The following is a 17,263-nucleotide window of genomic DNA, read 5'->3' as shown; positions in this document are numbered from 1 at the left end:
CTGTTCGTAAAAAAGGCGGCAGGGCTCACTGAGTCCTGCCGCCTTCTGAGTGATGCGGTTCCGCTTTTGGTTTCGAGCGACGACAGCTACTTGCCGTCGGCGGCCTTTGCGGCATCCGCTTTATAGTTATCGAGTTTCTGTTCGAACATGGCGTATCCAGGAGCGCCGGCGACGGCCTTTTCCATGGCCTCGACAGCTCCGGTCAGGTCACCGCTGGCGTGCAGGGCTGTCGCCAGCGTGTCCAGCACGTTGGGATCCTTGTCGTCGCTCAGCTTCGAAGCCTGACGGGCGGCCTTTACAGCCAGCGCCTTAACGGATTCCGGGAGTTCTGAGGAGTTTGCCAGGGCGTATGCGACGGCGTTCAGGATTTCTACTTTTTCAAAGTTCTTCTCGACGGTTTCCGTGGAAAACTTCTGCAACGCCGCCGTGTCGCCGGACATGGCGTGCAGTTGAATTCGCATAAAGGTCAGCGGTTCCTCATTGCCGGAGAACAGCCGGTCCACCTCGTCGCACAGGCCAAGTGCTTTCTTGAAGTCGCCTTCCTGAGCCGCCATGTTGATCTGCTGTTGCATGAGTTCCAGGGCGTTTTCTTCAATGAATTCAGCGCGAGCGGCAGCGGTATCCCAGGTACCGTCAACAACGGCCTGCAGCGGCTCGTCGATGGTCATCGGATGACCAACCCATTCCACATTGCCGGTTCGTCCCACGATAAAAGCACACGGGATACCGTTCTGCATTGCGGCCTGCATGTACGACGTGTTTGTGGCATCGTTTCGGTCCAGCGCAATTCGGTAGCTCAGGACTTCCGACCAGACCTTTCCCAGATGCGACTTGCGTTCCATGAACGTGCCAACGGTTTCGTCATCTTCATTGGAAATGCCGATGAATTGCACCTTGTCACCATAGTGCTGCTGCAGTTCGCTCATGTGAGGCATGGCCTGAAGGCACGGGCCGCACCATGTCGCCCAGAATTCGACGACGTAGATCTGGCCGCCTTCAAACTTCTCGACCGGCTTGCCCTGGACCCATTTCGAAATCGAAATCTGAGGAGCTGCGTCGCCCGGGTTCAGGTCCGGCTTCGGGAGGTTGGCATCGGAACGGTCGGATGTTGTTGAACTGGACGCGGGTGTGGCCGTTGTTGCCGTCGCCCGGGTGCCGGCCGCCGGAGTGGCTTCAACCGATGTGCCCGGAGGAAGCGGGCTTGACGCCGTCGTGCCGGGTGCCGGTGAACCAGGGTCTGCTGCCGCACTGGAGCCGGTTGAAGCAGTACCCGCTTCCTGCTGACATCCGGAGATGCCCAGCAGGCCGGCGAACGCAACAGCCGTTATTCCTGAAAAGAACTTACTCATAGGTTACTCCGTCCAGGTCTTTCGTATTCTTGTTGAAAAATGTGCTCTGTCCGCGGAAATGTCGTCTGGCAAAACTACGAACGGCAGCGGAATCATACACAAATCTGTTTTTGAAAATATGCCATTCTGCCGTGACGCGGGCGAAAACGGTGCTCGGCGGTATGGCGACGTCGCTGTGTCCGGCGGTGTCATTCCCAGCGAAACAGCTTCAGACTCAGCACAAACGTGATCGCGCCCCACGCTGCCACCAGACTCAGTTGCGGCAGGATTTCGGTCATGCCGGCACCTTCCTGCATCACGCTTCGCAGGGCGGCGATCAGGGGAGTCAGCGGCATCACGGCGATGACCGGCTGCACGACAGCAGGAAACCGTTCCGCGGAAAAGAAGATTCCGGAACCGATCCACATCGGCACCAGGACCAGATTCATCAGTCCTGAAAACGATTCCAGCGTTTTCGCGCGGCTGGCGATCAGCAGACCGATCCCCGCGAATTCGAATGCTCCCAGCACCACCAGCAGTCCCACCAGCCAGTAGCTGCCGTGATTCGTGACTCCGAACAGCAGCCGCGAAAATGCCAGCAGCACCACGATTTCCGGCACCATAAACACCATGCGGCTGAGCATCATGGAAGCCACGAAATGAGACTTCTTCATCGGCGTTCCGACAAAGCGTTTCAGCAACTGGCGAATCCGCATGTCAACGATGGCAAAGCCGACGCCCCAAACGCCGCCTCCCATCAGTCCCAGCCCCAGCAGCCCCGGCACCAGAAAATCGATATAGCGGCTGCCCGGCTCCGAAATCTGCTCATCGCGAGTTTCCGCCACGTCCTGCCTGCCCGCCTCGCGCTGCAGTGTGTCGTCAACCGTGTTGCGAGCCAGGACGCTGCCGGGCCGCGTCGGGTCGAACAGATACGTGTAGCCGGGACCTGCGGGAGTTTCGTCGGCAATCACGATCAGTTCGCTCCTGCCGACCCTCAGCCGCCGTCGAACTTCCTCTTCGGAATGAACGGACACGATGAACCGCTTGTCACTTCGCAGCCGGTCGGCGGTGGCTTCGGCAAGCGGTCCTTCCTGAACCGCGACGGACACCGCTTCGACGGGTTCGCTGCGAAAGGCCAGTCCCAGAGCAATCACCATCACCAGCGGAAAGACGTAGGCCCAGAACACGGCTTCCGGCTGACGAAGGAATTCGCGGACTCGGGCCAGGAATAACTGGACCAGCGGGTGCACTGACAGAGACTGCTTCATGCGGTCACCGCCGTTTCCCCGGCGTTCAGCCCGTGTCCGGCGTGGTGAACGAAAACGTCTTCCAGCGATGCCTGATGCGTTGTCAGGGAGGTGAGTTCCGCCGACTGTTCGGTCAGCCGCTGCAGCAGGGCCGGAATCGCGACGTGGGGCTGAGTCACGGACAGGCAGTGGACGCTGGCTTCCGTTCGGGCGCTCAGGACTCCCGGAAGGTCGCTGCCGAAATCGTCGTCCAGCGCAGCACTCTGGTCAGTGGTGACCGTGAATTCGACGAAATGCTCGGCTCCCAGCCCGGCGATCAGATTACGGGGAGTGTCCAGAGCCAGGATCTTTCCGTGATCGAAGATTGCGACGCGGTCACACAATCGCTCGGCTTCATCCATGTAGTGAGTCGTCAGCAGAATCGTGCCGCCGCGTTCACGGAAGCTGCGAATGATCGACCAGACTTCGCGCCGTGACTGCGGGTCCAGTCCGGTTGTGGGTTCGTCCAGAAACAGCAGCCGGGGATTGCCAACCAGCGACGTCGCCAGAGCCACTCGCTGCTTCTGGCCGCCGGACAGTTCCTTGATTCGGGCGTGAGTCTTCTCCTGCAGCGAAACGGCAGCGATGACTTCTTCCGGAGCTATACCGGAACGATAAAAACTCCGAAACAGGGTGACCGTTTCCAGCACCGTCAGTTTGTCCGACAGGTGCGTTTCCTGCAGCGAAATGCCGATCTGCTCGCGAATCGCTGACGCATGGTCCGCCCAGCTTTGTCCGAAGATGCGAGCGTCGCCGGACGTGGCGGACAACAGGCCTTCGCAGATTTCGATCGTCGTGGTCTTGCCTGCGCCGTTGGGTCCCAGCACTCCGAAGCACTCGCCTTCCTCAATCCGCAGGTCGATCCCGCGCACGGCTTCGACGGGCGGTTTTCCCGGCCAGGTCTTGGTCAGTTGAACACACTCGATCGCGGGCTGCATTGCGGCGGTTCCGGGCGGGACGACTCAGACGCACTTCGAAAAAACGGGACAGCACCGGCCGGAAAACCGCAGACAACGGCATTGGTCGCCGCAGTCCCGAAGCCGATCCCGGATTCCCGATCCGGTTGAAGAATTCGGGGACCGCAGCGTAACCGGCCCGTGACGGAGTGCAAGGCGGCGAACCACGCAGGATGCGTCACGTTTCCCGTCCCGGCGCACCGGAACGCTGCCGCAGCGTCCACGGATGCCTGCGATTTACCTCCGCCGCGGATCGCCGTCACGTAGCGGTGCGTTCGAGCACGCAGCCCGCCACATGGCCTCCAAATCCCAGTGACAGCTTGGCCACAATCTGCTGCGAATGTGGTGTTGCTCGCCCGCCGATCAGCGGAATGTCGCACCGTTCGTCGAGCGTCTGAAGATTGACGCAGGGTGGAATCACCTGGTCACGCAGACCGAGCAGTGTCATGGCCAGTTCGACACTTCCCGCTCCGCCGAGCAGGTGGCCGATGGAGCCCTTCACCGCCGAACAAACGGGAACCCCGCTGCCAAATGCCGATCTCAGGCCGCGAGCTTCGGCCAGATCGTTGGGCTCCGTGCCCGTGCCATGCAGGTTGATGTGATCGATGTGTGCATCGTTGCCGATTGCCGCAATGAGTCGCTTCAGCAATTCCGAAACGACGGTGCCCTGCACGTCGATCTGCGTCAGGCCGGTGGGATCCGACAGCCAGCCGCCGCTCAGCAGTCTGCCATAGGCTGTGGCCTCGCGACGTTCCGCGTGACGCCGGGATTCCAGAACCAGCACGGCCGCTCCTTCGCCGATGATGAAGCCGTCACGATTTTCATCGAAGGGTCGGCACGCCGTCGCCGCGTCGCTGTCGTGCGACAACACACCCAGCCGATGAAACGACGCCAGTACCGACGGCCTCAGCGACGCGTCCACGCTTCCGGCAAGGCACACGTCACACAACCCGGTTCGCACCCATTCCGCGGCCTGAATGACGCTGATCAGTCCCGTCGCGCATGCCGCCACCGGACACGAACCCGGGCCGGAAATTCCCGTCAATTGCCGAACGGCCTGCAGCGGAGCGTCTGATCGAAACACGTTCGCCCATCGGCGACCGTCGCCGTCGCCATTCTTCAGCGGCCCGGAAGCGCCGTCTTGCAGCAGCCGGCACTGAGCTTCCATCTGCGCCAGGCTGCTCTTGCTGGTGCCGATCACGCAGCCGGCTTTCGTGTTGCCGTGTAGCAGCGATCGCAGGTTCGCGTCTTCGCAGGCTTCAAGCGCCGCGTACGAAATCAGCGAAATGAGGACGTCGTCTGCCTGCCACGGCGGCAGCGAGGTCGACACAACGGCTGCCGCCATTCGCCGCGCCAGCAATGCCGCCAATTGCGAGCGATCAACCGGCGCTCCCGCCGCGCGACGTCGCAGCAGCGTTTGAAGTTGTGCGTCGGATTGGTCATCAAACCGAATCGCATCGCTTCCCCCGCGTTCGCCGGCAAGCAGACGTCGCCACGATTCTTCCCGGCCGACGCCAAGCGGAGTGACCAGGCCGACGCCGGTGACCAGGACGTCGCGTTCGGCGTGCAGGGGATCGGTGAAACAGAACACGCGACAGGAGCCTACTGAAGAACGGCCTGCTGAATGTCGCGAATCAGTTTCGATTCCAAAGCCGGGTCCGTGCCTCTGGAAATCCAGCGAGAAGGCGTCGATTGTCCCAGCACCTGATTCAGATCGCGGTCCAGCGGATCGGATTCCGGAAACGAGGCTCCGCCTTCGTAGTTCGCTGCCAGGCCGGGGACATCTTCAATCTGCTTTTCGACACGAACGATGACGGTCATCGAATCGGCACTCGTATTCTGAAACTGCACAATCACCCGTCGCCGAATTGACTGCAGCGTACTTTCCAGCCGGTTGGCGGTATCCGCGGAATCCGGATTCCACGGCTCAAACAGATTCGAACCGGCTCGATAGTGGGTTTCAATCAGGCCTTCCAGCTTACTCTCGCGAGCGACCATGAAATGATAGTTGTTCAGCACGGCGACGGAACGTTCCCACATCAGGTCGAACTGACCGGCCGGAATCACAAGCGCATTCTGCACCGGCGCTTGTCGCGCGGGCATTGACAGGCAACCGGACAACAGCATCGCCGTCACCAGGGCGGCGGCGCGAAGTTGACCGGGAATGACAGACTGGGCACGCACGTGAGGCTCGTCCATGAGCATTCTGCGGAGGGCGTCGAGCCGACGATCGGCCTTCCGGAACTCTTAAAACGCGACTGGCATCGGTTCGCCGACCGCAACCCGTTCGTTCCCTGAACGTGTCACAGCCGCTCGCCGCACCGTTCCACCAGGGCCAACGCGGCGTTTGGCCAGCCAGTTTCGTGCGTCGGCCCGGATCCGACAATAGCAGCCTGCCGAATTCAACTCGCTGTTGTGTCCGCAGTCGCATGCCGTTTTGTTCCAAGATGGCCAGTTTTCCCAAACGCCGCAGGGTTCTCGGTTGTGCTATTTCGTTACCTGCAGTGCGATGTCGTAGATCTGCTTCGTATCCAGGACTGCGTCGTTGGATTCGAGCAGTCGCAGGATTGCCTGGCGGTGGACTTTCATTTTGGTCCCGCCGACGCCGAGCGCTCCGAAACAAATCACGCCGTGTTTTTCGGTGCCTTTGTCGTTCGCGGCGACATCGACAAGCCCGGTCGGCGGGACAGCGTTCAGGTCAATAGCGACCTTTAGGCTGGTGAGGCTGCTGAGGGAGCCTTCCTGAAGAAAGCAGATTCCGGCGGCTCCGGCGGCCACGACGAGCTGCTTTCCCCGGCAGATGTCCAGGAACTCGCTGTCGGAGGACGCCGCGACAGGGGTCAATCGGGCTCCGGGTGCTTTCGCGGCGATGGAATCACAGGCCGCGGCGGCCCGATCGTGCGACCGCGAAACCAGCGTGACGTCGCAGTTTTCGTGAGCAAGCAACTGGGCGACGCGCAATCCCACCGGCCCGGTTCCTCCTAGGACGACGGCCGACGTCTGATCCAGCGACAGATGTTGCTTCGCCGCGACCACGGCAGCCGCGGCGGTGGTGTTGCAGCCGTTGGAATCCATCATCACCGAAACTCGCATCGGCCCGAAAAACGTCGATGACACCTTCTTCAGCAACGCTTCGCCGTCCGCGACATCGCTGCCTCCGATGAAAATTGCCGTGTGTTTCAGATCCTTCGGCCCTCGAGTAAAGATGGCTCCGTGAACCAGCCCGGTGACATTATCGGGATTGATTCCTCCGTAGCTGAAGAGATGGTCGACACCCGCATCCACCGCGACAACTCGGTCGAATGAGCTTGGCAGCGGATCCGTGTCTAATTGGATGAGGATCGATTTCATGGGGAAGGTCAGATTTGAGATTTGAGATTTCAAATGCCGCATCAAGTTTCCGTGGCGCGGTCCGATCCGTGCTTCTTTCTGGCTCGACGCCGATAGTCGGCAAACACGTGTTCGGCCAGCAGAGTCGCTTCGGCGGCGAGTTCGTCGATGCGGTTTCGAAAGACGGCAAACGCGCTGAGCGCGGGAATGGCGACTCCCAGGCCAAGCAGCGTCGTAATCAGTGCCCGGTAGATTCCGGGCGCCAGTTCGGAGACCTGCGGGTTGGCCTTCTGTTCGAATTCCAGGAACGCCTGGATCATGCCCCAGACGGTTCCCATCAGTCCCAGCATTGGTGCAATCGTACCGATCACTGACAGGTATTCGATGCGACGAAACAGGCGAGCCGACTGTTCCACGGCGGCATCTTCCATCGCCTTTTCCACGGCGGCATAGCTGACACCGATTTCATCCAGACCCGCATGCAGCACCCGGCTCAGAAAACTCGGATGCTGTTCGCATCGCTTTTTGGCGTCGTCAATGTTTCGTTCGGCCAGCAGGCGATGAACTTCTTCCGCCAGTCCCGGAGGCATCAGCGTGCTGCGACGAATATTCATCGCGTGATCGATGATCAGTGCGGCCATCACCAGACTCAGCATCAGGATCAGATAGCCGATGGCCCCGCCCGCTCGCAGCATTTCGCGAAGGTCCAGGTTTCGGCCGCTGTGGTTCGCTTCAGCCCCCGGCGGCGACTGGACAGGCTGTGTCTGCGCCGCCGGGTCGTTGTTTGGCTGCACAACAGCCGCGGCTGACGGAGTTCCCGCCTGAAAAACTGACAGGACGACGCACAACAGAAGCGACAACCGGCAGAACCGCGCTCGCAAGTGATCGGTCTTTGACATCCGGGCGATGTTATCTGCCGATCGACAAAGCCGTCAACGCCTGGTCAGAAGCACCTGATTGCGCGATCGCCGGAGCTACCTCGCGCGCCCCTGGCGATCCAGTCGGTCACGCAAGTGGCTGCGCAGCCGACTGAGCCGCACTCGCACGACGTCCGGATTCATTCCCAGCCGGCGGGCGGCTTCGGCGGTGTTATGTCCGGCCATTCGCAGTTCGACAAGCCGGCGGTCGGTATCGCTGAGTCCATCGACCAGAAACCGGAACTGATCCTCCGCGTCGACAAGTTCTCCGGCGGAATCGGTGCTGACGGGCTGCCCGTTGTCGATTTCTGTGGTACCGAAGTGGCTGTCGCGTGTTTGCCGGCGAAGTTTTCGCCAGCGTTTTGCGATCTTGCGGCGAACGATTGTCACCGCCAGTCCGATCAGCTTCTCCGGCGTGGCGATGTCGAATTTCCCCGCTCGCAGCCCGGTCATCAGGCTTCGATGCACGGACTGAGTGATATCCATGGAATCCAGGTACGGTCGCAGTTGCCGGCTCAGCCGCGCGCGGGCGACAATTCGGACTTCCGGTTCATAGCGTCGAGCCAGGTCGGCCATCGCATTCGTATCGCCGTCGGCGGCTCGATTCAGAAGGCTTTGAAACTCAAGAGCTGTGTTCACGGGCAACTCGGGAAGACGGGATCTCTCGGAGTTTCATTCTCGCCGCCGGGTCGGCGCAGTTGCGGAAAACTCGTCCGGTTCCGGCGTGAATGGTGCAAAACAGGAATTCACCACGGATTCCCGTTTCGAACGGCCCATCGATCGGCATCGCAGACGTGACGCATTCGGCGATTCCATCGCCGCCGGTCCGTTGTCAAATCATCCGCCGAACCGCGGGTCGCTGACGTTCATTCAATCCCCGGCCCTGACATGTTCGGATTCGTGAACCGCATCGTGCGAAACAGTTTTCACAGTATGAACATCCGGCGTCTCTTGTGAAACTGTGTCTGTCCCGGCGAGTCGATCGCGGCGCCGGGTTGGGAAGGCTGTCGGACGCCCCGGACGTGCCGTGACATGAAGCAGCAGCCAATCGACGCCTCAGAAACCGGTTTTCCGGACTCCGCAGCCGATGAAGTGCGCCGCGCGGTTCTTTCCGGCAAGGCTCGTCCGGTTGAAGACCTGCTGGCTCGGCGTCCGGATACGGCCGCTGATATCGAACAGGCTCTGGATCTTGTCTACGCCGAAATCACCGCGCGGGAAGAAGCCGGCGACTCACCGTGCGCCGACGAGTACGCCGAACGGTTTCCGCAGTGGGCGGAACGGATCGAACGTCTGTTCGAAGTCCATGAGGCGTTTCGCGAAACCGAGTCGCCCGAGACGACGCCCGTTGCCGAGGTCGATTCCGATTCCACAATTCCCGGCATTGATCTCTCACGGGATGCCGTCAGTCACTGGTCTCGCCTGACGAATTCCCGTCGAGTCGGGCAGTATGAACTTCAGGAGGAAATCGGCAGCGGCGCCACCGGCATCGTCTTCCGAGCGCGGCAGGCGGGTCTGGACCGAACGGTGGCTGTGAAGGTTCTGCGGCCATTCGGCGATGAGGAGTCTCGGGAACGCTTTCATGCGGAGGCCGAACTGACCGCGCGGCTGCGGCATCCCAACATCGTGCAGGTTTACGAGGTCGGCCAGGATTCCGGCTGCGACTTCATGTCGATGGAAATTCTGGAAGACGGAAGCCTGGCGACCATGCTCGGTCACACAACGTTCGCTCCGCGCGCAGCGGCGGAACTGGTGACGACGCTGGCCACCGCCGTTGCAGCCGCACACGATCAGGGAATCGTCCACCGTGACCTGAAGCCGGGCAACGTGCTGATGGCCCCAGACGGATCGCCTCGAATCTCTGACTTCGGCCTGGCTCGCCATCTTTCGGAAGCCGCGGTCCGGCAAACGCGAACGGGTGCGATCCTTGGAACGCCCGGTTACATGGCGCCGGAACAGGCGCGCGGTTCACTGAATGCCGGTCCGCCGGCGGACATCTATTCGCTGGGAGCCATCCTGTATGAACTGCTGACCGGTCGACCGCCGTACCACGGCACATCGGTTGTGGAGATTCTGGAGCAGATGCAGGCTGTGGATCCTCCGGGAATCCGGCAACTGCGGCCCGGCGTTCCCCGCGATCTGCAGACGATCTGCATGAAGTGCCTGGAACGCAGTCCTCGCGATCGATACCTGTCGGCGGCACGGCTTCGCGAGGACCTGCAGCGGTTTCTGCAGGGACTTCCGATTCATGCCAGGCCGGTCAGTTTCCTCGAACGCGCGGGACGGCTGGCGATGCGGCATCGGGGTATCGCGGCTCTCAGCGTTCTGCTGGTGCTGACAATCGTTGCGGGAACCGCCGGCGTGTTCTGGCAGTGGCTGCGAGCGGAAGACGGACTGACCAGTGCGAAAGTTGCCGCGGAAATCGCCCAATCGGCCGAGCGCGAGCAACAGCGGCAGCGGCTTGTTTCCGAAGAACGGCTCTATCGCCAGCAGATTCAGGCGGCGGATCGCGAGATCCAGTCCGGATCGATGGATGTCGGCAACCGGATTCTTCAGGAATGCGATCCGGACTATCGCGGCTGGGAGTGGGACCTGCTGAACGCGGCGGCGAATTCGACGACGGCCGTGCTCGACGGCCACGTGCCGAATCAGGGGCGGGTGGAAGTCAGCGCAAACGGAATGCTCGTCGCCGCGCTGCGAGGATCATACATCGAAAACTCAAACCGCCAGGTCATTGTCTGGGATCTCGAAACCGGTCGGCAGAAGTGGAAGTATGCCAAAGACGGCATGGGGCTGTCTCTGGCGTTCAGCCCGGACAGCCGGACTCTGCTGGTCTGCGGTCACGGGACTGCCATATTGCACGATTCACAGTCCGGCCGGGTTGTAAAGCAGTTTCCGGTGGAAAACAGAATGTCCAACTGGGGAGCGGCGTTTGGTCCCGGAGGCCGCCGAGTTGCTGTGCCGGACGGTCACACAGCAAAGATCTTCGGCATCGATCCCGATGACCAGCGATGCGTCACGTGTCAGGGACTGGAGGAATCCGGTGGCGCCTATGCCGTCAGTTTTCACCCGAACGGAAGAATTCTGGCCGTCGCCAGTCGGAACCTGGGAGTCACCATCCACGATTGTGCGGACGGAATTCTGTTGGAACAGCTTCCCATCGCACTGGACACACGTTCCGTTGAATTCAACCCTGACGGGTCGCTGCTGGCAGCGTCCGGCTATGGGAGTGACGGCCAGGGGGTTCTGAAGATCTGGGAATTCCACGATTCAGGCTTTGAACTTCTGCAGACGCGGTTTGATTCGTCCGGCGTCCGAACCGGAATGCGGTTCAGTCCGGACGGACAGGTGATTGCCCTGTGGACAGGTACGTCACCCATCCGGCTGATGAACCCGTTGACGCTTCGCGAAACCGCCAACTACCCCGTTCATGCCTATACGCACCAGGTGGCGTTCGGACCCGACTCGCGATTCCTGGTCACCTGCGGGATCGAGTCCCGGGTTCGAATCCACGACCGCAGCGGCGAAGTCCGGTCGGTGCTTACGATGTCCGACGCTGCGGATCCGACGGACCTTGCCGTCCATCCTTCAGGCACCCTGGCTGCTCTGGTTGGCGACCTTCGTTCGGACCGTCGCAGCGCCCGTATTCACAACGAGATCGAGGTCGTGGACCTGGAACGCTGGCGGCGGGTTCACCGACTGACGGGGCACGCGGCACCCGTCACCTGCGTTGCCTACAACGCAAGCGGTTCGCTGCTGGCCAGTGGAAGCGACGACCGCAGCGTTCGTCTGTGGAACGATGCCGGCCGAATGCAGCACACGATTGACGTTCATGAATCGCCCGTTGTGGGAGTCCACTTTTCGCCGCGTGACGCTTCGATGCCCGGCAATGCGGATGAATGCCTGGTTTCCGTTGATGACCGCGGACGGGTTTTCGTTCACGACGCGGCGAACTTTACGTTGATCACCGAAATCGACAGTGGTGTTGACGGAGTCCGCCATTCGGCCAGTCATGAAAATCGCGTCGTCCTGGTGACCGATCACGGACAGGCGGTCATCGTGGATCTGCAGCGCGGTGTGGCGCACGTTGTGGGAAACTTTGATACTCCTCTGCGCTGCGTGGCGTTCAATCCGACCGGCGACGAAGTTTGCGTTTCCGGAGACGATGGCGTTGTGCGACTGCTTCGCCTGCCGACGAAGACTGTCGCGGTGGAAGTCTGGCACCGTTCCGTGGATGAAGGTGCTGCGTTGTCGGTGGCGTTCGATCCGACGGGAAGCCGCGTCGTTTGTACCGGCGAATACGGCCTGATCCGGTTGCTTCGCGCCGCCGACGGCAATGAACTGCTGACACTGAAAACTGCCAGCTATCCCGGCGCTGTGTTCCGGGCGATGTTTGACCCTCAGGGTCGCCGGCTGCTGGCGACGGCTTACCGGATGCTGTACCACTGGGATTCGCAGCCGCAACCGCTGAAAATCGGCAGCGGAATTCCCGACGATCCGATCCGCCGGAGCGCCGTCGGCGACTGGCATGTGCAGCAGGGATATTCGTGCGAAGCGGACCAGAACTGGCAGGGTGCGATCCAGCACTGGAGAAAGGTGGGAGAACTCAACGACCGCGACGCTCTGGTCCATGTCTTCGAAGCACGCTGCCACCGAATGCTGCAGGACTGGCTGGCTGCGGAATACTGCTATCGTCAGGCACTGCGTGTCGCGAAGACGTTCGGCTACACTGAATTCTCAAGCCGCACGAACATCGAGCTGGCGGAGTTCCTGCTCGCATGCCCGGACAAATCGCAGCGCTCCGCGCTGGAGGCCGCCGATTTCGCCGTCCGCGCACTGATGACCACTCCCCGCAGCCGACCAGCGTGGAACGCCCTGTCCGCCGCTATTCGAGAGCTGCTGACCCAAGAGCCACTGCCGCGCACGTCCGCAGTTCCGTAGGGCGACCGTTCGCGGCGGACGGACGACGCTTCGAACCCCTGGGAATTCGCACTTGCCCGATCGTCGTCCGCACCCGGCGGGAGGATTCCTGGAATCAGCCAGGCTACCCGCCGGATCGGTCGTCGGTGTTCAGAATTCACCGACAACCTCGCCACTGCTCCGTGTTCCAAGGGAACGCCACACTCCAAAGTCGATCGAGTTGCTGATCGTCCGCACAGAGCCATCCGCCAAAAGAGAATTGACTGAGCCCGTGTGATAGCTGCGGGACGTCAGCGCCGCGTACGAAGGCCGTAAATTTCGGCCCTCCTGCTGTGAATTGAAGTCAATATCATAGGTGATTCCGTCGAACTCGAAGGGTACGAATGTATTCGGAGTCAGTGTGGTGGTTACGCCGCTGTGGTGACAATGGCCATTGGCCCATTCCGTGTGCCCCGTGCCTTCACGCAGGCGGTCCGTTGTGCCCGGCGCGGCTGCTGCCGCCACGTCCTGCGGCGATTGAGGAACCTGCGTCGCATACGGTGCGGCCGGACCGCCATTCCTGAGGTAGTGGGTCCATGCATGGACTTCGGAGGCCATCAGTGTATTGGATGTTCCATCCGTGACGTGCTCGATTCGGATACTACTGTTAGGATGGAACAATCCGTCGCCACCCCGTCCCGTTGCCGGGTCGAAAATCAACCATGTGCCGAAATTGAAGCCATACGTTGTAGGATAAAGTGATATTCCGCTGGTACTGCCGGTGGCTGATGTGTCCCGCAGATTGTCGCCTTTCGGGTCCGAGGGACACACATAGCCCGGCACGCGAAAGCCGCTAATGACCGGGTAGTTTGACCATGCGACACTGAGGTCGATCTGGTTATAAAGATTTCCCTGCTCAAGATACGGCATCAGACGTCCGTGAATTGACCAGGAACTGGAGCGTCCTGTCGGATCGAGGCAGTAGCTTGGCGGCAGCAATCCGTGAACGTCGGCGTAGTTGTGCATCGCCAGGCCGATCTGCCTCAAATTGTTCCTGCACTGCGTTCGACGAGCGGCTTCGCGCGCCTGCTGCACAGCGGGTAGCAACAGCGCAATCAGTATCGCGATGATTGCGATGACAACCAGGAGTTCGATCAGCGAAAACGCCGTTCGTCGAATGCTTCTGGGACCTGACATGTCAATATCTCGTACAAGCTGTCTGAAATTCGCCTTTACCGGCATTGAGACCTTCCGCAACTCCGAATCGTTCACGGTTATCCGAAGAAGGAGTGCTGACCGCGATGTCACGAAACCATCGAAATGGTGAAAGACTCGCGCCCGAAGCCCGTCGCCATTCTTCCAGCAGTTTCGGGTTTGTCCGCCAGCGTTCGGCAGACCAGTGGCAAATTCCATTCCCGGCTGCCGAATAGGACAAACGCAGGACGCCTGTGGTGAGACATCACGGCAGCGACGGGAAATCCGACAAACATGACGGAGAATCCGTCACTGATGATTTCAGCATCGCGGTCGCTGCACCGGACGGCGAGGAACAATTCTCGTGACTTCCGGGATGCCTGTTATACTGGAAACTCCTGACGAAGAGCTGACTGCTCGACACGTGTGTCAGTGGCGCCGGACCGAGAAACGATGAGATGGCCGCTTCGCAATCAGATATTCCTTCCCATCGCGGGACTTCTGACTCTTGCCGTGATTCTGTTTACCGCAGTCAGTGCATGGCTGGCAGCGGAGGTCAGCAGTGCGGAAACGCGCCGGCATATGGACGCAGTTGCTCATGCCATCGGAAATGCCTCTTACCCGCTGACTGACGATGTCGTCGGACGCATTGCGGCGATGATCGACGGTGACGTCGTTGTTCTTGACTGCGATCAGAATCTGGCTGCGTCAACGATGGGTTCTTCGGAGGCACTGCGATCGAAACTCGCGGCGCTGAGCGTGGCACGAGCCGGCGAATCATCGTTTCATGTGGCCTCCCTGGATTCCCGGAAATATCTCGTGACCGCCATCCATCGGAGCCATACTCCGCGGCCCGGCACCCTGTTCGTGCTGCTTCCGGAAACGGAGTTTCGACTGCTTTGGCAGGACTCCGTGTTGCCCCCGCTGCTCGCTGCGTTGCCAATTCTGATACTCGCCCTGGCTCTGGCGATGCTGATTTCCCGTCGCGTGGCAGGTCGAGTGGACCAGCTTCGGGAGTTGTTTCGACGCCTTCCATCCGGTGAGTTCGGCCCGGTGGAAGTGACCGGACGAGACGATGAAATCCGCGACCTGATGACATCCGCCAACCAGCTCTCTGATCAGTTGCGGACCTTGCGTGAACGGTTACTCACGGCGGAACGTCTGCAACTGCTGGGACAACTCTCCGGCGGGCTGGCGCATCAGCTTAGAAATTCGATCGCCGGAGCACGAATGGCCATTCAACTCCATCAGCGGAACTGCACCGCCGACGACAGAATGATCACAACGGCGCTGGCGCAACTGGCACTGACCGAAGAGCAGGTCATGGCTGTGGTTTCCCTTCGCGCCGATTCGTCTGTGGACAGCGGTTCCTCCGCCGCTGAAGTCTGCGATCTCTGTACGATGCTGCTGGAAGTGACTGATTTGTTGCAGCCCTATTGTACTCACTGGAAATCAGCGCTGACCGTTGACGTCCCGGAATCCCTGGCGGTTGAACTGGTCTCACCGCGGTCAATGAAGGGAGCCCTGCTGAATATCGTTCAGAACGCCATCGAAGCAGCAGGTTTGGGCGGAACGATCCACGCTGAAGTGCTGGCAAAGGACGACTGTGCCGTGATCGAAGTACGCGATTCCGGACCGGGATTCAGTCTTAGCCGGCAGGAACTGGTGTCGGCATTCCGAACGACGAAGGTCGATGGAATCGGCCTGGGACTGACGATCGCGCAGCATGCCGTCGACCAGGAGCACGGAGACCTGATCATGTCGAGCGCCGGCGGGTACACCTCCGTGCAAATCCGAATTCCAGCGCCGGCACCTCGACCGCATACTTCCCGTGAACCCTCAGCGGAGACTGTCATCCAGTGAACTCTGTACTTGTCGTTGATGACGAGCCGGCGATCTGCCACTGCTTTCAGGAATTGCTGTCGGAACTCGATTGTTCGGCAACGATAGCGGCGTCCGCAGAAGAAGGACTGCGACTGGCTCGTCAAAACGATTTCGATGTCGTCGTGCTGGATATTCGACTGCCGAAAATGGACGGTCTTACGGCGATGTCCGAATTTCGCGAGATTTCGAGTGCTCCTGTGGTTGTGATGACGGCGCATGGCAGTCTTTCCACTGCGGTTACTGCCGTCCAGGAAGGAGCGTTCGATTATCTTCCCAAGCCATTCGACCTTGACCAGGTTGTCCTGGTGCTGAAGCGTGCGCTCGCCGAATCAGCAGCGCAACTGGAACCGAATCACTGTCCCGGGGGCAGCCCGGCGGCCGCGGAAGAACTCATTGGAGACTCCCTGCCGATGCAGCAGTTGTTCCGTCAGATTGCGATGGCTGCTCAGCATGACGCTCCGGTGCTGATTACGGGCGAAAGCGGAGTCGGCAAAGAACTCGTCGCGCGCGCGCTTCACAAACACAGTCAGCGGAAGAACGAGCCTCTGGTCGCCGTGCATCTGGCTTCGCTGAGTGGTGCACTGCTGGAACGCGAGCTTTTCGGTCACACGGCAGGAGCCTTTACGGGCGCGGATAAGCCCCAGGCCGGGGTTATCGCTGAAGCCAACGGCGGAACGCTGTTTCTGGATGAGATTGGTGAAGCTCCAAAGAGTGTACAGGTGAAGTTGCTGCGGACGATGGAGTCCGGTGAGTTTTATCCGGTCGGTTCATCGAGTCCGCTGAAGTCCGACTTTCGCCTGGTTGCGGCCACGAACGTTCCCATCGACATCCTGCGGTCAACGGAACATTTTCGACCAGACCTGTACTACCGCCTGGCGGCGATCCAAATCCGGGTACCCCCGCTGCGGGAGCGGATTGATGACGTCCCCCTGCTGGCGGACCGTTTTCTGCAGCAATACTCTCCCGGAACAAATCGGAAATTCACGAACTCCGCGCTGAACCGGCTGCAGCGGAAGCGGTATCCGGGAAACGTCCGCGAGCTTCGAAACACGGTCATTCGAGCTGCCACGGCTTCAAATGAAATCGTGATCGATGCGACAGCAATCGAGGAATCCGTCCCACATTCGGAGGTCGATGCTGCCTGCGAAGTCGAAGAACTGCGTCGCGCGGCTCAGAAGTGGGCGCGGCAAGCGATGTCCAGCGAAACACCGGGGACACTGCTGAAGGTGTCGGAGATCATCGAAACAGAGGTGATTGCTGCCGCGATGAAGCAGACAGGCGGCAATCGTTCGGCTGCCGCCCAACTGCTCGGAATTCACCGGGAGACACTCCGTGAAAAGCTGTCGAAGTACGACAATCCGGACGGCAACTCCCGCAACGCCACGACGTGACAGATCTGGGGAGAAAAAGGTGAGAGAGAAAAGGTGTCAGAGAGAGAAAAGGTGTCAGGAACCGTTATTCTGCTTCCTTGG

At 60.5% G+C, this 17,263-nt stretch carries 12 protein-coding genes; 3 read left to right on the top strand and 9 right to left on the bottom strand.

Annotated features, from left to right (window positions below; all coding sequences use genetic code 11):
- Positions 1-86 precede the first annotated feature (86 nt).
- From R3C19_22060 to R3C19_22025, 8 genes are all read right to left on the bottom strand, one after another.
- Entirely contained in the window at positions 87-1,349 is a 1,263-nt protein-coding gene (locus R3C19_22060; protein MEZ6063039.1) for a redoxin domain-containing protein, read from the bottom strand.
- Positions 1,350-1,537: 188 nt separating this feature from the next.
- Complete coding sequence (locus R3C19_22055) at positions 1,538-2,596, bottom strand: ABC transporter permease (GenBank protein MEZ6063038.1); 1,059 nt, start codon at positions 2,594-2,596, stop codon at positions 1,538-1,540.
- A complete protein-coding gene (locus tag R3C19_22050) occupies positions 2,593-3,552 on the bottom strand; it encodes an ABC transporter ATP-binding protein (GenBank protein MEZ6063037.1) in 960 nt (319 codons plus the stop codon). The genes R3C19_22055 and R3C19_22050 overlap by 4 nt, the downstream gene beginning before the upstream one ends.
- Before the next feature lie 277 nt (positions 3,553-3,829).
- Positions 3,830-5,161: a beta-ketoacyl-[acyl-carrier-protein] synthase family protein gene (locus R3C19_22045; GenBank protein MEZ6063036.1), complete on the bottom strand. Its 1,332-nt coding sequence runs from the start codon at positions 5,159-5,161 to the stop codon at positions 3,830-3,832.
- A gap of 11 nt (positions 5,162-5,172) precedes the next feature.
- Positions 5,173-5,769 (bottom strand): hypothetical protein, encoded by a 597-nt coding sequence (locus tag R3C19_22040; protein MEZ6063035.1) that lies wholly within the window; start codon positions 5,767-5,769, stop codon positions 5,173-5,175.
- A 288-nt stretch (positions 5,770-6,057) separates the two neighbouring features.
- Positions 6,058-6,921 carry an NAD(P)-dependent methylenetetrahydromethanopterin dehydrogenase gene (locus tag R3C19_22035; protein ID MEZ6063034.1) on the bottom strand — a complete coding sequence of 288 codons (864 nt, stop codon included), beginning with the start codon at positions 6,919-6,921 and terminating at the stop codon, positions 6,058-6,060.
- Positions 6,922-6,962: 41 nt separating this feature from the next.
- Complete coding sequence (locus R3C19_22030; protein ID MEZ6063033.1) at positions 6,963-7,799, bottom strand: MotA/TolQ/ExbB proton channel family protein; 837 nt, start codon at positions 7,797-7,799, stop codon at positions 6,963-6,965.
- Between the two features lie 75 nt (positions 7,800-7,874).
- Positions 7,875-8,456 (bottom strand): sigma-70 family RNA polymerase sigma factor, encoded by a 582-nt coding sequence (locus R3C19_22025; protein ID MEZ6063032.1) that lies wholly within the window; start codon positions 8,454-8,456, stop codon positions 7,875-7,877.
- A 393-nt stretch (positions 8,457-8,849) separates the two neighbouring features.
- On the opposite strand from R3C19_22025, the gene R3C19_22020 reads away from it, so the two are divergent.
- A complete protein-coding gene (locus R3C19_22020; GenBank protein ID MEZ6063031.1) occupies positions 8,850-12,755 on the top strand; it encodes a serine/threonine-protein kinase in 3,906 nt (1,301 codons plus the stop codon).
- A gap of 129 nt (positions 12,756-12,884) precedes the next feature.
- Here R3C19_22020 and R3C19_22015 read toward each other — a convergent pair whose 3' ends face one another.
- The gene (locus R3C19_22015; protein ID MEZ6063030.1) at positions 12,885-13,910 is read right to left on the bottom strand and encodes a DUF1559 domain-containing protein; all 1,026 of its coding nucleotides are present in this window, start codon (positions 13,908-13,910) and stop codon (positions 12,885-12,887) included.
- Positions 13,911-14,360: 450 nt separating this feature from the next.
- Here R3C19_22015 and R3C19_22010 point away from each other — a divergent pair, with 450 nt between their 5' ends.
- A complete protein-coding gene (locus R3C19_22010) occupies positions 14,361-15,770 on the top strand; it encodes a HAMP domain-containing sensor histidine kinase (protein ID MEZ6063029.1) in 1,410 nt (469 codons plus the stop codon).
- Positions 15,767-17,182 carry a sigma-54 dependent transcriptional regulator gene (locus R3C19_22005; GenBank protein MEZ6063028.1) on the top strand — a complete coding sequence of 472 codons (1,416 nt, stop codon included), beginning with the start codon at positions 15,767-15,769 and terminating at the stop codon, positions 17,180-17,182. Before R3C19_22010 ends, R3C19_22005 begins: the two co-directional genes overlap by 4 nt.
- The last annotated feature ends 81 nt before the right edge of the window (positions 17,183-17,263 follow it).

Source organism: Planctomycetaceae bacterium (assembly GCA_041398785.1).
Taxonomy (GTDB): domain Bacteria; phylum Planctomycetota; class Planctomycetia; order Planctomycetales; family Planctomycetaceae; genus JAWKUA01.
This window is presented reverse-complemented; position numbering and strand designations above follow the sequence as displayed.